This window comes from Nocardioides massiliensis, from assembly GCF_030811215.1.
GTDB classification, from domain to species: Bacteria; Actinomycetota; Actinomycetes; order Propionibacteriales; family Nocardioidaceae; genus Nocardioides_A; species Nocardioides_A massiliensis.
Genome location: NZ_JAUSQM010000001.1, coordinates 923309 through 937646, shown reverse-complemented (window position 1 = coordinate 937646; position 14338 = coordinate 923309). Strand labels below are relative to the sequence as shown.

Annotated in this window: 14 protein-coding genes and 4 pseudogenes; 14 read left to right on the top strand and 4 right to left on the bottom strand. The window is 65.1% G+C overall.

Annotated elements, in window-relative coordinates; all coding sequences use genetic code 11:
* Positions 1–60: 60 nt before the first annotated feature.
* A complete protein-coding gene (locus J2S59_RS04780) occupies positions 61–1509 on the bottom strand; it encodes an IS1380 family transposase (protein ID WP_306824762.1) in 1449 nt (482 codons plus the stop codon).
* A gap of 185 nt (positions 1510–1694) precedes the next feature.
* Between J2S59_RS04780 and J2S59_RS04775 the strand changes: the two genes are divergently transcribed.
* From J2S59_RS04775 to J2S59_RS04760, 4 genes and pseudogenes are all read left to right on the top strand, one after another.
* Complete coding sequence (locus J2S59_RS04775) at positions 1695–2759, top strand: tyrosine-type recombinase/integrase (protein WP_181642560.1); 1065 nt, start codon at positions 1695–1697, stop codon at positions 2757–2759.
* Positions 2756–3706 carry a tyrosine-type recombinase/integrase gene (locus J2S59_RS04770; RefSeq protein WP_068124431.1) on the top strand — a complete coding sequence of 317 codons (951 nt, stop codon included), beginning with the start codon at positions 2756–2758 and terminating at the stop codon, positions 3704–3706. The genes J2S59_RS04775 and J2S59_RS04770 overlap by 4 nt, the downstream gene beginning before the upstream one ends.
* On the top strand, positions 3703–4692 hold the full coding sequence (locus J2S59_RS04765; protein WP_306824867.1) for a tyrosine-type recombinase/integrase: 990 nt from the start codon (positions 3703–3705) through the stop codon (positions 4690–4692). Before J2S59_RS04770 ends, J2S59_RS04765 begins: the two co-directional genes overlap by 4 nt.
* Before the next feature lie 82 nt (positions 4693–4774).
* Positions 4775–5257 (top strand): annotated as a pseudogene (locus tag J2S59_RS04760) (IS3 family transposase); the annotation flags it as partial.
* A gap of 43 nt (positions 5258–5300) precedes the next feature.
* On the opposite strand, the pseudogene J2S59_RS04755 reads toward J2S59_RS04760, so the two are convergent.
* Positions 5301–5634: pseudogene (locus J2S59_RS04755) on the bottom strand (transposase family protein); the annotation flags it as partial.
* A 245-nt stretch (positions 5635–5879) separates the two neighbouring features.
* Here J2S59_RS04755 and J2S59_RS04750 point away from each other — a divergent pair.
* The gene (locus J2S59_RS04750; protein ID WP_068122843.1) at positions 5880–6077 is read left to right on the top strand and encodes a ferredoxin; all 198 of its coding nucleotides are present in this window, start codon (positions 5880–5882) and stop codon (positions 6075–6077) included.
* Entirely contained in the window at positions 6074–7294 is a 1221-nt protein-coding gene (locus tag J2S59_RS04745) for an NAD(P)/FAD-dependent oxidoreductase (protein WP_068122840.1), read from the top strand. The genes J2S59_RS04750 and J2S59_RS04745 overlap by 4 nt, the downstream gene beginning before the upstream one ends.
* Positions 7295–7394: 100 nt before the next feature.
* On the opposite strand, the gene J2S59_RS20455 is transcribed toward J2S59_RS04745, so the two are convergent.
* On the bottom strand, positions 7395–7514 hold the full coding sequence (locus J2S59_RS20455; RefSeq protein ID WP_497547748.1) for a transposase: 120 nt from the start codon (positions 7512–7514) through the stop codon (positions 7395–7397).
* 46 nt (positions 7515–7560) lie between these two features.
* Positions 7561–7716 (bottom strand): annotated as a pseudogene (locus J2S59_RS04740) (integrase core domain-containing protein); the annotation flags it as partial.
* Between the two features lie 67 nt (positions 7717–7783).
* On the opposite strand from J2S59_RS04740, the gene J2S59_RS04735 reads away from it, so the two are divergent.
* The 8 genes and pseudogenes from J2S59_RS04735 (at position 7784) to J2S59_RS04705 (ending at position 14294) form a co-directional block, all read left to right on the top strand.
* A complete protein-coding gene (locus J2S59_RS04735) occupies positions 7784–8071 on the top strand; it encodes a transposase (protein ID WP_068122836.1) in 288 nt (95 codons plus the stop codon).
* Positions 8072–8079: 8 nt separating this feature from the next.
* Positions 8080–8646: pseudogene (locus J2S59_RS20435) on the top strand (IS3 family transposase); the annotation flags it as partial.
* 61 nt (positions 8647–8707) lie between these two features.
* Positions 8708–10102, top strand: coding sequence for an IS30 family transposase (locus tag J2S59_RS04730; RefSeq protein WP_181642322.1), 1395 nt, complete (start codon positions 8708–8710; stop codon positions 10100–10102).
* The gene (locus tag J2S59_RS04725) at positions 10083–10409 is read left to right on the top strand and encodes an integrase core domain-containing protein (protein WP_370871468.1); all 327 of its coding nucleotides are present in this window, start codon (positions 10083–10085) and stop codon (positions 10407–10409) included. The genes J2S59_RS04730 and J2S59_RS04725 overlap by 20 nt, the downstream gene beginning before the upstream one ends.
* A 459-nt stretch (positions 10410–10868) precedes the next feature.
* The gene (locus J2S59_RS04720; RefSeq protein ID WP_306824866.1) at positions 10869–11879 is read left to right on the top strand and encodes an ABC transporter substrate-binding protein; all 1011 of its coding nucleotides are present in this window, start codon (positions 10869–10871) and stop codon (positions 11877–11879) included.
* Between the two features lie 5 nt (positions 11880–11884).
* A complete protein-coding gene (locus tag J2S59_RS04715) occupies positions 11885–12694 on the top strand; it encodes an ABC transporter ATP-binding protein (RefSeq protein ID WP_068122654.1) in 810 nt (269 codons plus the stop codon).
* A gap of 47 nt (positions 12695–12741) precedes the next feature.
* The gene (locus tag J2S59_RS04710; RefSeq protein WP_181642269.1) at positions 12742–13461 is read left to right on the top strand and encodes an ABC transporter permease; all 720 of its coding nucleotides are present in this window, start codon (positions 12742–12744) and stop codon (positions 13459–13461) included.
* A complete protein-coding gene (locus J2S59_RS04705) occupies positions 13458–14294 on the top strand; it encodes an ABC transporter permease (protein ID WP_181642267.1) in 837 nt (278 codons plus the stop codon). The genes J2S59_RS04710 and J2S59_RS04705 overlap by 4 nt, the downstream gene beginning before the upstream one ends.
* The last annotated feature ends 44 nt before the right edge of the window (positions 14295–14338 follow it).

Genomic DNA, 14338 nt, shown 5'->3' with positions numbered 1-14338 from the left:
CTCGTTGTCCGGTGTCGTCCACTTGGTCCTCGGTTCGCGCAGCGGCGGGCTGCTGGGTGGTCAGGCTGCGAGGCTTGGCGGCGGGTCGTTGACTCGGTCGAACAGTGCCGTCCAGGCGCTCTCCCAGGGCCAGGCATGGGGCAGGTGCAGGGTGATCCGGCGTGCTGAGGTCGCGACCCTTGCCGGCACGATGATCAGCTTGCGACGGAGCGTGGCGGTGGTGGCCTTCGCCAACTCCCGATCGGTCAGGCTCGCGGCGGCTCGGGTGAGGTTGAACGCGATGACGGCGAGCACCAGCCAGGCGGCGTTCGCGGTGAACACCCCCGACGGCAGGTGTGCCAGCGCGGCGCCTTTGAGGTCAGCATGGACTTGTTCGATGACCGCGTGATGGCGGTGCATCTTGTCGGCGGCGACGGTGTCCAGCACGTCGGCGTCGGTGGTGGTGAAGAAGGCGTGGAAGCGCCAGGTGTCGAACAAGGTGTCCTGGCCGGCTGCCTTGTTCTTCTCGGCGTTGAAGTCCGGGATGCGACGGACTACGAGCCGGCCCGGGACGTGGTCGGACTTCTTCTGCGCAGCGAACGCGGTGAAGTCGATCTCGGCGACCTCGGCTCGCGAGATCCAGCGGCCACTCGGCTCGTCGAAGATGGCGTCGGTGTATTCGATGGTGGTCCACGCATCGTCGGCGATCGCTTCGATCGCCGCCTTGATGCGTTTGTCCATCCGCACCGTCACCGACACCGCGGCCCCACCAGCGATCGCGGCGTGGACTGGTCTGCGACCGTAGAACGCCGAGTCCATCCGCACCAGGATCGGCCGGTTCTTCCCGAGCAGCCGTCGGGCGGTTCGCACCGCGTCGCCGACCAGACGCTTCGCGCCGCGTGGTGACCCGGTCGAACCCTTGCGCAGACGCTGGGCCACGACCACCGGGGCCCCACCGGGGACGGTGAGGGTGGCAAGCAGCGCGTTGAGCCCACGGACCCCGGAATAGCCGAACCCTGCGCCCTGCTTGGCATAGCCATGGACCTCGATGATCGTGTCGTCGACATCGACCAACGCGTACCCGCGATCCACCTCGAGGTCGGTGTCGGTGTCGCTGGCTGCGGGGTCTGCCGATGCGCCGAGCAAACCGGTGAGGCCGCCCAGTGCGATCAGGAACCGCGAAGCGATCGCGTCGAGCTGGCGGACGTGCCCGAAGGTGAACGCCCGAAGGAACGAACCCAACGTCGAGGGCGCATACGCCCGGGTGAACAGCCGCCCCATTCCGCCATGACGCAGCAGCGCCATGTCATCGATGCTGTCCGCGCCGGCGACCATCCCGCCGACCAGCGAGGTGACCTTCAACCCAGCGTTCGCGCCTTTGTCCGTCGGCACGCTCAGGTGCTCATCTGCCAGGTCACGCAGGCCGGCGGACTCGGCCAACGCGAGCGCCGGCACCAGGCCTGCGGCCGACACGAGATTCGGGTCATCGAAGACCGCCGACGTCGATCGAAGCGTGTGAGAGAGTTTCACCTCAGAGATGCCCTTGCTCTTGGTGTGAATCGTTGCCTCAAGAACTCCGATTCTCCCGCCCAGCAAGGGCATTCTCGTTCTACGCCACGCTCACCGCCCAAGTTCATCGGTGGATCCGGGTTAAGGGTTACTCCCCGGGCTCGGCGGCCGGGGTGCTGAACGCGCTGGGGCGACTCAGCTTGTGGATGCGAACGGTTGGCGCCGGGGTCGAGGACATCGACGAGGAGCTCCTCGCCAGGTTCGTGGCCGAGGAGCGCGCAAGGGACGTCGTCTGCGTCACCGCGATGAGGACCCGAGGGACGGTGCGCCGGTTCCTGGTTGCGAGCGGCTACCTGGACGCTGTCGTGGTCGGGGACAGTCACCCGACGCCGGCTGCGGCTGCAGTGGCGCAGTGGCGTGGTTGGATGCGCGACCAAGGCGGCCTGAGCGAGCAGACCATCGCGGCCCGCGTCCATTACGCAGCCGGCCTCCTGAACGCGCTGACCACTGACGCCGGGGCCCTGGAATGGCGTCGGCTTGAAGTCTCGATGGTGAACGCCTACGTCGCCGAGCGTGGACGTGGCTACGGAGCCGTCGCACGGGCGCACATCGTGACCGCTGTCCGGTGCCTACTGCGGTGGGCGCTGAGCACCGGTCGCATCGACCGGGACCTTGCCCCTGGCATCCTCAAGCCCCCAGGGACGAAGCGTTCCTTGCCACGTGGCGTGAGCGCCGACCAGGTCGCTGCACTTCTGGGAGCGTGCGATCTGGCCACGGCGATCGGGACCAGGGACCGGGCGCTCGTCTTGGTCCTGGTGAGGCTGGGCCTGCGCGCTGGTGAGGCAGCGGGCTTGAGGCTCAACGACATCGACTGGGCCACCGGCCAGGTCAAAGTCACCGGCAAGGGTCGCGAGCACGTGCTCCCGCTCCCGGTCGACGTGGGCCAGGCGTTGGAGGCGTGGCTGCGACACCGGCCACCTGCCCTGGACAGGGCGGTGTTCGTGCGGATGAACGCGCCTCGCCAGGTGATGACGACCTCGGGGATCTCTGGCGTGATCGCCCGGCTGTCGGGTCTGGCGGGGATCGACCCGATCTACGCGCACCGGCTCAGGCATACCGCCGCGATGAGCGTGCTGGCCTCGGGCGGGTCCCTGACCGAAGCGAAGGAGCTGCTGGGCCACGTCCACGCCGCCACCACGATGGCCTATGCGAAAGTCGACCTCGCCTCGCTGCGTGAGCTGGTCGTGCCGTTCGGACAGGTCCCGCGATGACGACCGCGACGAGGCCGGCGACGCTGCGCGAGTGGCTGGACGAGTACCTTGCGACGCGACGGGCCCTGGGGTTCCAGCTCGACGACGTCGAACGGCAGGTCGGCCTGTTTCTCGCCTGGCTCGAGGCCCGCGGCCAGACACAGACCTTCACCATCGACGACGCCGTTGTGTGGGCGCGGCTCAACCCCGACGCGCACCCGTCTTGGTGGGCCACCCGGCTGTCGCTGGTCCGCCGCTTCGCCAACCACCTCAACGCCAGCGGCGTCGACGTCCCGGCGATCCCCAGCGGTTTGCTGCCAGCCAGGAAGCCGCGGGCGGTTCCCTTCATCTATAGCCAAGACGACATCGACGCCTTGCTCACCGCCTGCGACACGACGTTCACCGACGAGCGGATCGCCGCGACCGTGCGCACCGCTATCGGGCTGCTCACCGCGACGGGGCTGCGGATCGGCGAGGCCCTGCGCCTGCGTGTCGACGACATCGACGCCGCCCACGACCTGCTGGTGATCCAGGCAGCGAAGTCAGCACAACGGCTGGTCCCGATCCACCCGACGACCACGGTCGCCCTGCTGCAATACATCGCGCTGCCTGCCCGAACGGCCACCCATCCCGACCCCCCCGGCCCGGTCTTCGTGACCGCCAACGGGACCGGCTACGCCTACGGGCCGTTCCAGGCGCGGTTCAAACGGGTTCGCGAGGCCGCCGGGCTCACCCCGCGCGGAAGGGCACGCCCCCGCCTGCACGACCTGAGGCACACCTTCGCCACCGCGCACATGACCACCGCCTACGCCCACCACGGCGACCCCGAACGAGTGCTCACGCTGCTGGCCACCTGGCTGGGGCACTCCGACGCCGCCCACACCTACTGGTATCTGACCGCGACCGGGGAGCTCATGGCCCGTGCCGCCGGCCTGCTCGAGCACGACCCCGAAGGAGCCCCGTCATGAACACCCTGGCCACCAGCCTGCAGACCTACTTCACCACCTTCGCCCACGATCAGCGCGACTTGTCCGCCCACACCATCGCCTCCTACCGCGACACCTGGCGGCTGCTGCTCAAGCACCTGGCCTCCACGTTGGGGATCCCCGCGGACTCCCTCGACTTCGACGCCATCACCGCCGCCAACGTGTCCGGCTTCCTCGACCAACTCGAGCACGAGCGCGGCAACGCGGCCAGGACCCGCAACGCGCGGCTGACCGCGATTCGTTCCGTGCTCGGCCGAGCCCTTCCGGACTGTCCCGAACACGCCGCCACCATCACCCAGGTCCTCGCTATCCCACCCAAACGAACCGTGCGGCCCGTCATCGAGTTCCTCACCGCCACCGAGGTCGACGCACTACTCGCCGCGCCCGACCCCACCACCTGGACCGGGCGCCGCGACCATGCCCTGCTGACCCTCACCGTCCAGACCGGGCTTCGGATCAGCGAGATCCGTTCGCTGACCCGTGCCGACATCCACCTCGGCACAGGCCCCCACGTCGCCTGCACCGGCAAGGGACGACGCCAACGCATCACCCCACTGACCCGAGCAACCGTGGACATCATGAAGGCCTACCTCGCCGAACGAGCCACACGTCCCGGCACGGCCCTGTTCTGCGGTCCCCAAGGATGGCCACTGTCACGTGACGCCCTCGAGCACCGCCTCGCCAAGCACCTCGCCACCGCCACGACCACATGCCCGAACCTGGCCGGCAAACACGTCACGATGCACACCCTGAGGCACACCGCAGCGATGAACCTCCTCACCGCCGGAGTCGACGTCTCGGTCATCGCGCTCTGGCTCGGACACGCCGACACCCACAGCACCGACGCCTACCTGCACGCCGACATGGCCATCAAGCAGGCCGCCATCGACCGAACGAGACCACCCGACATCAAGCCCGGGACCTACAAGCCCGAACCCGACATCCTGGCCTGGCTCACCGCGCTGTGACTATGCCGACCTCTCAACACCGAAAACCAGACCCCCACACGCCATCACCGACAACATCGGCATAGTTCGAACGTCGGCATAGGACATCACCGAACATCGGACGAGCGAGGGCAAGCTCTACCTGTGTGCATTCAAGGACGCCTACTCGAACCGGATCGTGGGCTACTCCATCGACTCCAGGATGAAGTCCAGACTCGCCGTCAAGGCGCTGAACAACGCCGTCGCCAGGCGCGGCGACGTGGCCGGCTGCGTGGTTCACACGGACAGAGGATCGCAATTTCGAAGCAGGAAGTTCGTCCACGCCCTCAACCGCCACGGCATGGTCGGTTCGATGGGTCGCGTCGGTGCCGCGGGTGACAACGCGGCCATGGAGAGCTTCTTCGCGCTGCTCCAAAAGAACGTACTGAACCGACGTTCCTGGGCCACCCGTGAGGAACTCCGGATCGCGATCGTGACCTGGATCGAACGCACCTACCACCGACGCCGCCGACAGGCCGGACTCGGACGATTGACCCCCATCGAGTTCGAGACCATCATGACCACGCCAGCCACTCAGGCTGCGTGACCCAACCTGTCACCTGTTCGTGCAGCAGTCCCTTCACCAGCCCCACCCTGCTGTCGAACGTGTGGGTGTGTCCGGCGCCGTGTCGTGTCCACGGGACCTGTCGCACTTTCGGTCCGTGGACCGTGCAGTTCACGCGTGGCGCGTCGGGCTCGAGGAACAAGCGAACGGTGCCCATGTCGAGCGCACGGCACCGGCGCCGTCCCTCGCCACGGTCGTACCAAGGGGCCCCTGACTCCGCAGCTTCCACATCACCCGCGACCAGGTTGCCGTGGTCGGACATGGGCCACGACGATCTCTGCCTCGTCGTCGAACTCGACGTCCACGATCACGGTGTTCTCGACGCCCAACAGGGCGCGCCATACGCTGGCGTTTCGCATGCCGTTCTCCGCTCTGCAGCTCCTGACCTTCGACAAGCCAGAACTAGGCCGGGAGCGGCGTGTGACCCTTCAGGCGCGATCAGGGACCAACGGATCAATCAGGAGAGCCTAATTTATTGACATGCCACCACGGTGGCCTGTTTACTTTTATCGTACGTGGCCGCGTCAGGGTCGTGGAAGGTTCACGTTGCATCCTGCGACCTTCCGCTGCTGTGCGACCGGGCAACTGAGAGGAGCTGATAACTGTGGCAGTCGTGCGAGCGGACCTCGATACCTGCCTCGGGTACGCGAACTGTGTCGTGGGCGCGGATGACTACTTCGACGTCGACGATGACGGTGTCGTGGTCCTGTTGCGGGTTGACGTGCCCGAGAACAACCGTGCGCGCGTAGAGGAAGCTGTCCGCAGCTGCCCGGTGTCCGCACTCATACTGGAGGACGAGTGAGTCGCACCGTTATCGTGGGTTCCTCCGTCGGCGGGGTGCGCACGGCACAGTCACTGCGGTCGGAAGGGTACGAGGGCGAGATTGTCCTCGTCGGCGAGGAACCTGAGCTGCCGTACGACAAACCGCCGCTGTCCAAGGGGCTCCTTGTGGGCACCGCCACCGCCGAGTCGGTCCGGCTGCTCACGCAGGAGGCCGCTGAGCGTGACTGTATCCGGTTGGTCCTCGGTCACCGAGCCACCCGTCTCGACGTCGCCGCTCATCGCGTCGAGCTCGAGGGACTCGACCCATTGTCTTACGACCAGGTCGTCATCGCCACGGGAGCCCGGGCGCGGCCATCGCCATGGGGGGAGCGCTCCGGTATCCACGTGATGCGTACGCTCCAGGACGCCCAGCTGCTGAGGCAGGACCTGGTGGCCGGTGGCCATATCGTCGTGGTGGGCGGCGGGTTCATCGGCGCCGAGGTGGCGTCGAGCGCCCGCATGCTCGGCCTCGAGGTCACCATGGTCGACCCGCTTCCGGTGCCGATGAGCCGGGTGTTCAACCCCGAAATCGGCAAATGGTTCGCTGCGCTGCATGAGCGGCATGGCGTGCGATCCGTTTTCGACGTCGGGGTGGAAGCCATCGACGGCGAGCGGGGGGACTTCACCGTACGCCTCACCGACGGCTCGTCGGTCTCCGCCGCGGTGGTCGTCATCGGTATCGGAGCAGAGCCGAACGATGCCTGGCTCAGATCTTCCGGACTCGTCGTCGACAACGGGCTGGTCTGCGACGAGTACTGCCGAGCAGTCGATGTCCACAATGTGTACGGCGTCGGTGACGTCGCCCGGTGGTTCCACCCGACGTACCGCACCGAAGTTCGCGTGGAGCACTGGACGAACGCCGTCGATCAGGCAGTGTGCGTGGCTCACAACATCGTGCATCCGGAAGATGCCCGCTCGTACGCCCCCCTGGAGTACGTATGGAGCGATCAGCATGACTGGAAGATCCAGGTCGTGGGCCGCACGGCAGGCGGCAGCACCGAGCACGTCATGATCGGTGACCCGGCCGCTGACAACCGGTTTGCTGTTCTCTACACCCCCGACGGGACGACGATGTCCGGCGCTGCGGTCGTCAACTGGCCGCGCGCACTAGTCCTATGTCGCAAGGGGCTGCGGGACGGGACGACCCTTGCCGAGGTGCGTCAGTCCATCTCGGTCGCGGCTGCCAAGCAACGCTAGCCTCGACGTTCCCTCGTAACTGAAGCGCCTTACAGGCGCTTTAGCCGCCGTCGCCCGGGCTTGTTGCCGCCCTCGACGTCGGCGGTCTTCATCCAGTTCGTCAACACGACTCGGAGATCCCGAAGTCGGCAGCGATCTGCTTCAGGTGGACACCCGGCTCAAGGTTCCTCGCGGCGCGGTCGACGTCGTCGCGGAACTCCTTGGGATACGGCTTCGGCACAGTGCACATCCTTCTAGCGGCGCCCTTCGGCACCACAGATCAGATGTCACCGGTCTGTGCAGGAGACCCCTCCGATGCCGGTGTGGGGTCGGTGGTGATTGTAGAAGTGAAGCCAGTCGAGGTAGGTCGCTGCGCGGGCCTCGTCTGAGGCATAGGCCTGGGCGTATGCCCACTCCGTGTTCAGGCTGCGGTTGAAGCGCTCGGACCCTGACCCGCTAGCCCGGACACCTGATCTATAGCGATGATCGCTGCAGGAAGGAGTCCGACAGATGCCTGCACCACATCCGCCAGAGTTCCGACGCAGGGCGATCGAGCTGGCCCCCCAGCCGGGAGCATCGGTTCGCCAGGTCGCGCGGGACCTCGGTAACAGCGAGTCCGGCTTGCGCCGCTGGATGGCCCAAGACGACGTCGACGCCGGTCGCAAGGAAGGACTCTCGAGCGACGAGCGCGAAGAGCTGGTCCGGCTGCGTCGGGACAACCGGCGACAGCAGATGGAGATCGAGATCCTCAAGCGCGCGAGCGCCTACTTCGCTCAGGAGAACGTGCTCCCAAAGTAGGGTTCCGGCTGGTCCGAGAGCTCGCCGCTGACGGCTTCGACGTCGCGGTGGCCTGCCGGATGCTCAAGGTGTCACGCTCGGGTTACTACGAGTGGCGCGACCGGCCACCGTCACAGCGCGATCTCGCCGACGCCTATTTGGCGAACACGATCGTCGACATCCACCGCGAATCCCGCTACTCCTACGGGGCGCCGCGGGTGCACGCCGAGCTCCGGCTCGGACTGGGCGTTCGGGTCGGCCGCAAGCGGGTCGCCAGGCTGCTGCGGATCACCGGGCGCCGCGGAATCAGCCACCGCAACAAGCGACGCGGCCACCGTCCTGCTGAGGCGGTCCACCAGGACCTGGTGCAACGCAAGTTCACGGCCGCTGGACCGGACCTGCTGTGGTGCACCGACATCACCGAGCGCCCCACCGCTGCCGGGAAGGTCTACTGCTGCGCGGTGCTCGATGTGTTCACCCGGCAGGTGGTGGGCTGGTCGATCGCCGACCACATGCGCTCCGAGCTGGTCGTCGACGCCCTGCAGATGGCCACCTGGCGACGCCGTCCAGAACCCGGCACCATCGTTCACGCCGATAGGGGCAGCCAAGGCGGATTCAACCGGTCGTCGCAACACCCCGTGATGGAGGTGTTCAGTGATTCGTCGTCAGCAAGCAGCCGACCGTGCGATTCGTCCGAAGCTCAGGTCGCCCGGTCATCCGAAGTATCAGCGTCATGTCGAGGTGGCGTTCTGGGAGCAGATCGCCAAGGGCCTTCTTCCCGAGGAAGCCGCGGGAGTTGCCGGCGTGGCGCCCGCGGTCGGTGCACGCTGGTTCCACAACGCTGGCGGCATGCCCCCTTTCGATCTGAAGTTCCAACCCTCGGGCCGGTATCTGTCTTTCGCTGAACGCGAGGAGATCGCGTTGCTCAAGGCGCAAGGCCAGGGCGTGCGCGGGATCGCTCGAGCGATCGGACGCGACCCCGGCACGGTGTCGCGAGAGCTGCGCCGCAACGCTGCCACTCGCGGCGGGAAACTCGACTACCGGGCATCGGTGGCGCAGTGGAAAGCCGACATGGCGGCCAAGCGGCCCAAGGTCGCGAAGCTGGTCGCCAACCCGCGACTGCACGCCTACGTCCAAGAACGCCTCTCCGGGCAGATCCAGATGCCCGACGGCACGGTCATCGCCGGCCCACAGCCGCCGAAGTTCACCGGACGCAACAAACCGCACCGCAAAGACCGGGCCTGGTCGTTGGCGTGGAGCCCGGAGCAGATCAGCAACCGTCTCAAGATCGACTTCGCTGATGATGAGTCCATGCGCATCAGTCACGAGGCGATCTACCAATCGCTCTACATCCAAAGCCGTGGCGCGCTCAAGCGTGAGCTCGTGTGGTGCCTGCGCACCGGCCGTGCACTACGCGCGCCACGGGAACGCTCACGGCGCAAGACCTGGGCGCACGTCACTCCCGAGACGCTCATCAGCGAACGGCCTGCCGAGGTCGAGGACCGCGCTGTCTCCGGCCACTGGGAAGGCGATCTGGTGATCGGATTGGAGCGCTCCGCGATTGGCACGGTCGTCGAACGCACCACGAGATTCACCATGCTCATCCACCTGCCCCGCGAGGAGGGCTACCGGCACAAGCAGACTCCGAAGAACGGTCCCGCGCTCGCCGGCTACGGCGCGATCACGATGAAGAACGCACTGGCGAACACGATGTCCACGCTGCCGGCACAACTAGCCAGGTCGTTGACCTGGGACCGCGGCAAGGAGATGTCGGCTCACGCCCAGTTCAAGGTCGAGACCGGCATCCCGGTGTTCTTCGCCGACCCACAATCACCGTGGCAACGCGGCACGAACGAGAACACCAACGGACTGCTGCGCCAGTACTTCCCCAAGGGAACCGACCTGTCACGCTGGTCGGCCGAAGAGATCGAAGCCGTCGCTCACGCACTGAACACCAGACCACGCAAGACCCTCGGTTGGAAGACACCTGCCGAGGCGTTCAACGAGCATCTATTGTTGGTCCAACAAGCTGGTGTTGCATCCACCGGTTGAACCCGGTCAGTACGCATCGGAGCAGATCACCACGTATGCGGCCGAGAACGGCATCACTAGATCGATGGGCTACACCGGGATCTGCTGGGACAACGCGATGGCCGAGTCGTTCTTCGCCACGCTGAAGACCGAGTTCTACTACCGCCGTGTCTGGCCCACGAAGGCCGGAGCCAGCCAGGCCGTCGGGGCCTGGATCGAGGACCGCTACAACCGGCGTCGACGGCACTCCTCGATCGGGCAGGGCAGCCCCGTGGCCTTCGAGATGCAACACTGCAACCAGACCGCGGCAGCACCTCAAGCCGCATAACCCTGTGTCCACCGTCCGGGGTCAAGGCCATGGCGACCTGTCGACCCGCTCCGGGCGGCCGGCTCGCGGCGGCAACCAGACGCCGCCGAGCGTTGTCACGCGACCAGCCCGTCACCTCGACAACCTGATCCAGAACCCGGCCCTTGTCCTTCTTCGAAGCCTTCGAATACGCCTTGGCGTACTTGGTGGTGACCTCGGCACGAGACGTCATCGACAACTCACTCCTCATGCCCGAACACGCTCACCGTTTCGCGGGCATTCCTACGTGAGGCACGGGCAGCGTTTCGCGGGCGGTTTTCGTGAGTCTCGTCGAACCGTTGACATCCAACTCGAGTGAAGTGTGTAATGTTTGGAGTCCATCGCGTATGCGAGGTCCATCCACCCTGGAGGTCAAAAGTGCGACGTAGTCAACATCAAGGTCGTCGGAACAGCTGGCGGCGTAGCGCATCAATCGTCGGGGTGGGCCTGCTGGCGTCGGTCGCCCTTGCAGCGTGCTCGGACGATTCCGGTGCTTCCAACGGGGAGCTTGACGAGGTGAGCGTCACGGTGTCGCACTGGCCCACCAGTGGCTACTCGGCCACGTACATGGTCGGCCAGGAGAAGGGGTTCTTCGAGGAGGAGGGAATCGCCCTCGAGGGAATCGTGCCCGGAGCGGGCGGTGGAACCACAGTTCGGAGCATTACAAGCGGCGACCTCGACTTCGGCGAGGTGTCAACCACTGGGCTCGTTCAAGCCACTATGGCTGGTGCGCCGTTGGTCGGGATCGCGACGTCGGCGGGCAGCATCGCGGACCTGGTTTGGGTGGCCAAAGAGGACTCCTCCTTTGATTCATTCGAGGACTTCTGTGGAGACGGCGTCTGGGGTATCACAGCTCCCGGATCCAACTCCGAGGCCCTGACTGCGCTGATGGCGCAAGAGGCCGGCATGAGGCCCGACTGCGTGAACACGGTCGCCACCGGTGACCTGGCCGCCGGCCTCGTTCTCGTCCGGAGCGGGGAGGTCGACGCCTCGATCCTTACAGAGCCTCTGCTGACCACCGAGCTCGCTAAGGGTGACCTCAAGCCGGTCGCGGAAGCTGTCGAGTACCTGCCGAACTTCATTCAGGTCGTGACAGTCGCCAGCCAGAAGATCATCGACGAGGACCCAGAACTCGTGCAGCGCTTTGTCAACGCGCTCGGCGCGTCACAGGACTTCATCCGAGAGAACCCTGAAGAGGCGGGTGCCATCTTCGCCGAGGAGGCTGGCGTAGACGAGGAGACGGGTGTCGAAATCATGACCCGGCTGGCCGCTGACGAGAGATTCTTCACTCAGGAACTGACCGTCGAAGGACTGACCAGCACGATCAACGGAATGGAGGTGCTCGGCCACTACGACGGCGACCCGATCGCTTGGGATCAGCTGATCGACCAGCAGTTCCTGCCCGAGGAGTCGCGAATCGACCTGAGCGAGCTCCCAGGATACGAGGGGTAGGCATCATGACCAGAAGCGAACACATTCTTGACCTGCAAGCGGTCACGAAAGAATACCCGCTCAAAGACGGCAATCTCGTCGCACTGCGAGATATCGATCTAAAGGTCGACCGCGGACAGGTCGTCTCCGTACTCGGGCCCAGCGGCTGCGGCAAGACCACGCTGCTCGAAGTGGTGGCTGGACTCCTGCCGGTAACTCGCGGGCAGGTCCTCCTTCAGGGTGAGCCCATGACGAGCCCAAGCCCCAAGGTGGGCATCGTCTTCCAACAAGATTCGACCCTGCCATGGCGCAGCGTACTCAGCAACATCGCTTTCGGTATGGAGATGACGGGTGTCCCGCGCGCACAGGCCAACCGTCGAGCTCAGGACATGCTCGACCTGGTGGGCCTGTCTGAATTCGGGCACGTACACCCACACCAACTGTCTGGCGGTATGCGTCAGCGCGTCGCGGTTGCTCGCGTGCTGGCTCTCGAGCCAGAGCTAATCGTAATGGACGAACCCTTCGGGGCCCTTGACGAGCAGACTCGGTTGCACCTCGGTCTCGAGCTGCTCGACCTGGTCACCCGGGTGGGAACCACCATTCTGTTGGTGACACACAGCATCCAGGAAGCTGCCTTATTGTCGGACCGTGTCGTAGTGCTTAGCGCCCGACCGGGTGAGATCCAAGAGAGCTTCGACGTGCCGCTCTCGAAGCCACGAACGCTCGCCACGCTCGCCAGTGCCGACTACGCCCGCATCACGCACACGCTGTGGACATGCCTCATGAGCCTGGAAGGCGTGCGGGTGAGCGATGACGTTGCGTCTGCGTCGGGGTGACCATGAATAGACGACGCCTAATCCTCTTAACGAGGACGATTATGCTGGTGGCGATCTTCGTGGTCTATGAGGCGCTCGCGCGGACCGTACTTGATCCTTTTTCGTGGGTGCCTGCGACGACCACCCTGGTGCGGGCAGGGGAACTCGTGGCCGACCCGGTCTTTTTCCTCGACACGATCTGGAAGACCGTAAGCATCATACTCTTGAGCACCATTTTGGCGATCGTGTCGGGGCTTGTCATGGGGACGGTGCTTTGGCGCTTTCCTCGGGCCTATGCCACCGCAAACCCATACCTCACGCTCTACTACTCGATTCCGGCGTTCGCGTTCTATCCGGTGCTACTCAGTCTCGTCGGGGCGGGGCCCCTCTCGCTTATTCTGCTGGCGTCGCTGCTGGGCTTCGCCGCGATGACAGCGAACGTGGTGATCGGTTTGCGTAAGACGGCCCCGATTCATGTGCGGCTTGGGCGCTCGCTGCGCCTGGGTCAGTTCCGCATGCTGCGGCGGATCTACTTCCCCTCAGCGGTACCACAGATCCTCGTCGGGGTCAGGTTAGCGATCGCATACGCAATCATTGGGGTGGTAGGTGGAGAGTTCTTGACCGGGACAAGTGGCCTCGGCTACTACATCCAGTTTTCATACAACTCCTACCAGCTGGTCGAGACCTATGCGGGTATCACGATCGTCGTGGTCACGGCGCTGGTCCTCAACGGCCTTATGTATGCGTTATCGAAGGCGACTTTTGCGATGGAGACGGTGGGATCATGAGCCAGACACACTTGAGTCGGGCTGGTTCAGCTGGTCGGAGATTGCTGCCTCGTCGCAAGCGGCCGGCTTCTCTCGCGTGGGGCCATCTCGCGCTTGTCGCCGCACTGCTGATCGGCTGGCAGATCCTCTACGTCGTTGTGGGAGAGAATGTATTCGCGTCTCCGGCCGAGACAGGAACGGCGTTCGTCTCAAACCTGCCCGACTGGTATCCGGACCTTCGCAGCACCCTAACGGTGCTAGTCATCGCGATGATTGCGACCGCCGTGCTAGGGGTGCTCATCGGGTTTCTTGTCGGGCTCAGCGAGTTCTGGACCGAGGTACTGCGTCCGATCTTGCTCACGATCTATGCCATCCCAAAGATAGCCATCTACCCGATCTTCCTGTTGGTCTTCAAAATCGGGTTCTCGACGCTGGTTCTGTTTTCGATCTTCCATGGGATCATCCCCGTGATACTGCTGGTAATGGAGGGAACTCGAGGCATTCCGGCCATCCAGATTAAGCTGGCTCGTGTGTACAACTTGTCGTTCTTGCAGAAGTGTCGCTACATTCTTCTGCCGTCGCTCGCGCCTGTAGTCGCGGAGGCCGTAAGGATGGGTGCGAGCCTCACCTTCCTGGGCCTCGTAGTCGCTGAGATGTTCGGATCCAGCAGCGGCCTCGGGAACCGGCTGGTCGCTTACCTCAACCTCAACCAGACCGAGAACATCCTGTCGGTGTTCATCCTGATCTCGCTGGTGGGCATCGTTTTGTCGGTGCTGCTCCTGCATTGGGAACGCTCTGTGCAGCGTCGAAGCGGGCTCGTGCCCGATAGCGGGCTGGCGGGGCCCAAACCGTGACTTCCGCAGGGTCCGCGCATGTAAAGAGTCAACCTCGAACAAGG

Bases quoted from the DNA above. Each gene is read 5' to 3' on its own strand.
- J2S59_RS04705 (WP_181642267.1), top strand. From the start codon at position 13,458: ATGAGCCAGACACACTTGAGTCGGGCTGGTTCAGCTGGTCGGAGATTG.
- J2S59_RS04735 (WP_068122836.1), top strand. From the start codon at position 7,784: ATGCCTGCACCACATCCGCCAGAGTTCCGACGCAGGGCGATCGAGCTG.
- J2S59_RS04715 (WP_068122654.1), top strand. From the start codon at position 11,885: ATGACCAGAAGCGAACACATTCTTGACCTGCAAGCGGTCACGAAAGAA.
- J2S59_RS04770 (WP_068124431.1), top strand. From the start codon at position 2,756: ATGACGACCGCGACGAGGCCGGCGACGCTGCGCGAGTGGCTGGACGAG.
- J2S59_RS04765 (WP_306824867.1), top strand. From the start codon at position 3,703: ATGAACACCCTGGCCACCAGCCTGCAGACCTACTTCACCACCTTCGCC.
- J2S59_RS04775 (WP_181642560.1), top strand. From the start codon at position 1,695: ATGCGAACGGTTGGCGCCGGGGTCGAGGACATCGACGAGGAGCTCCTC.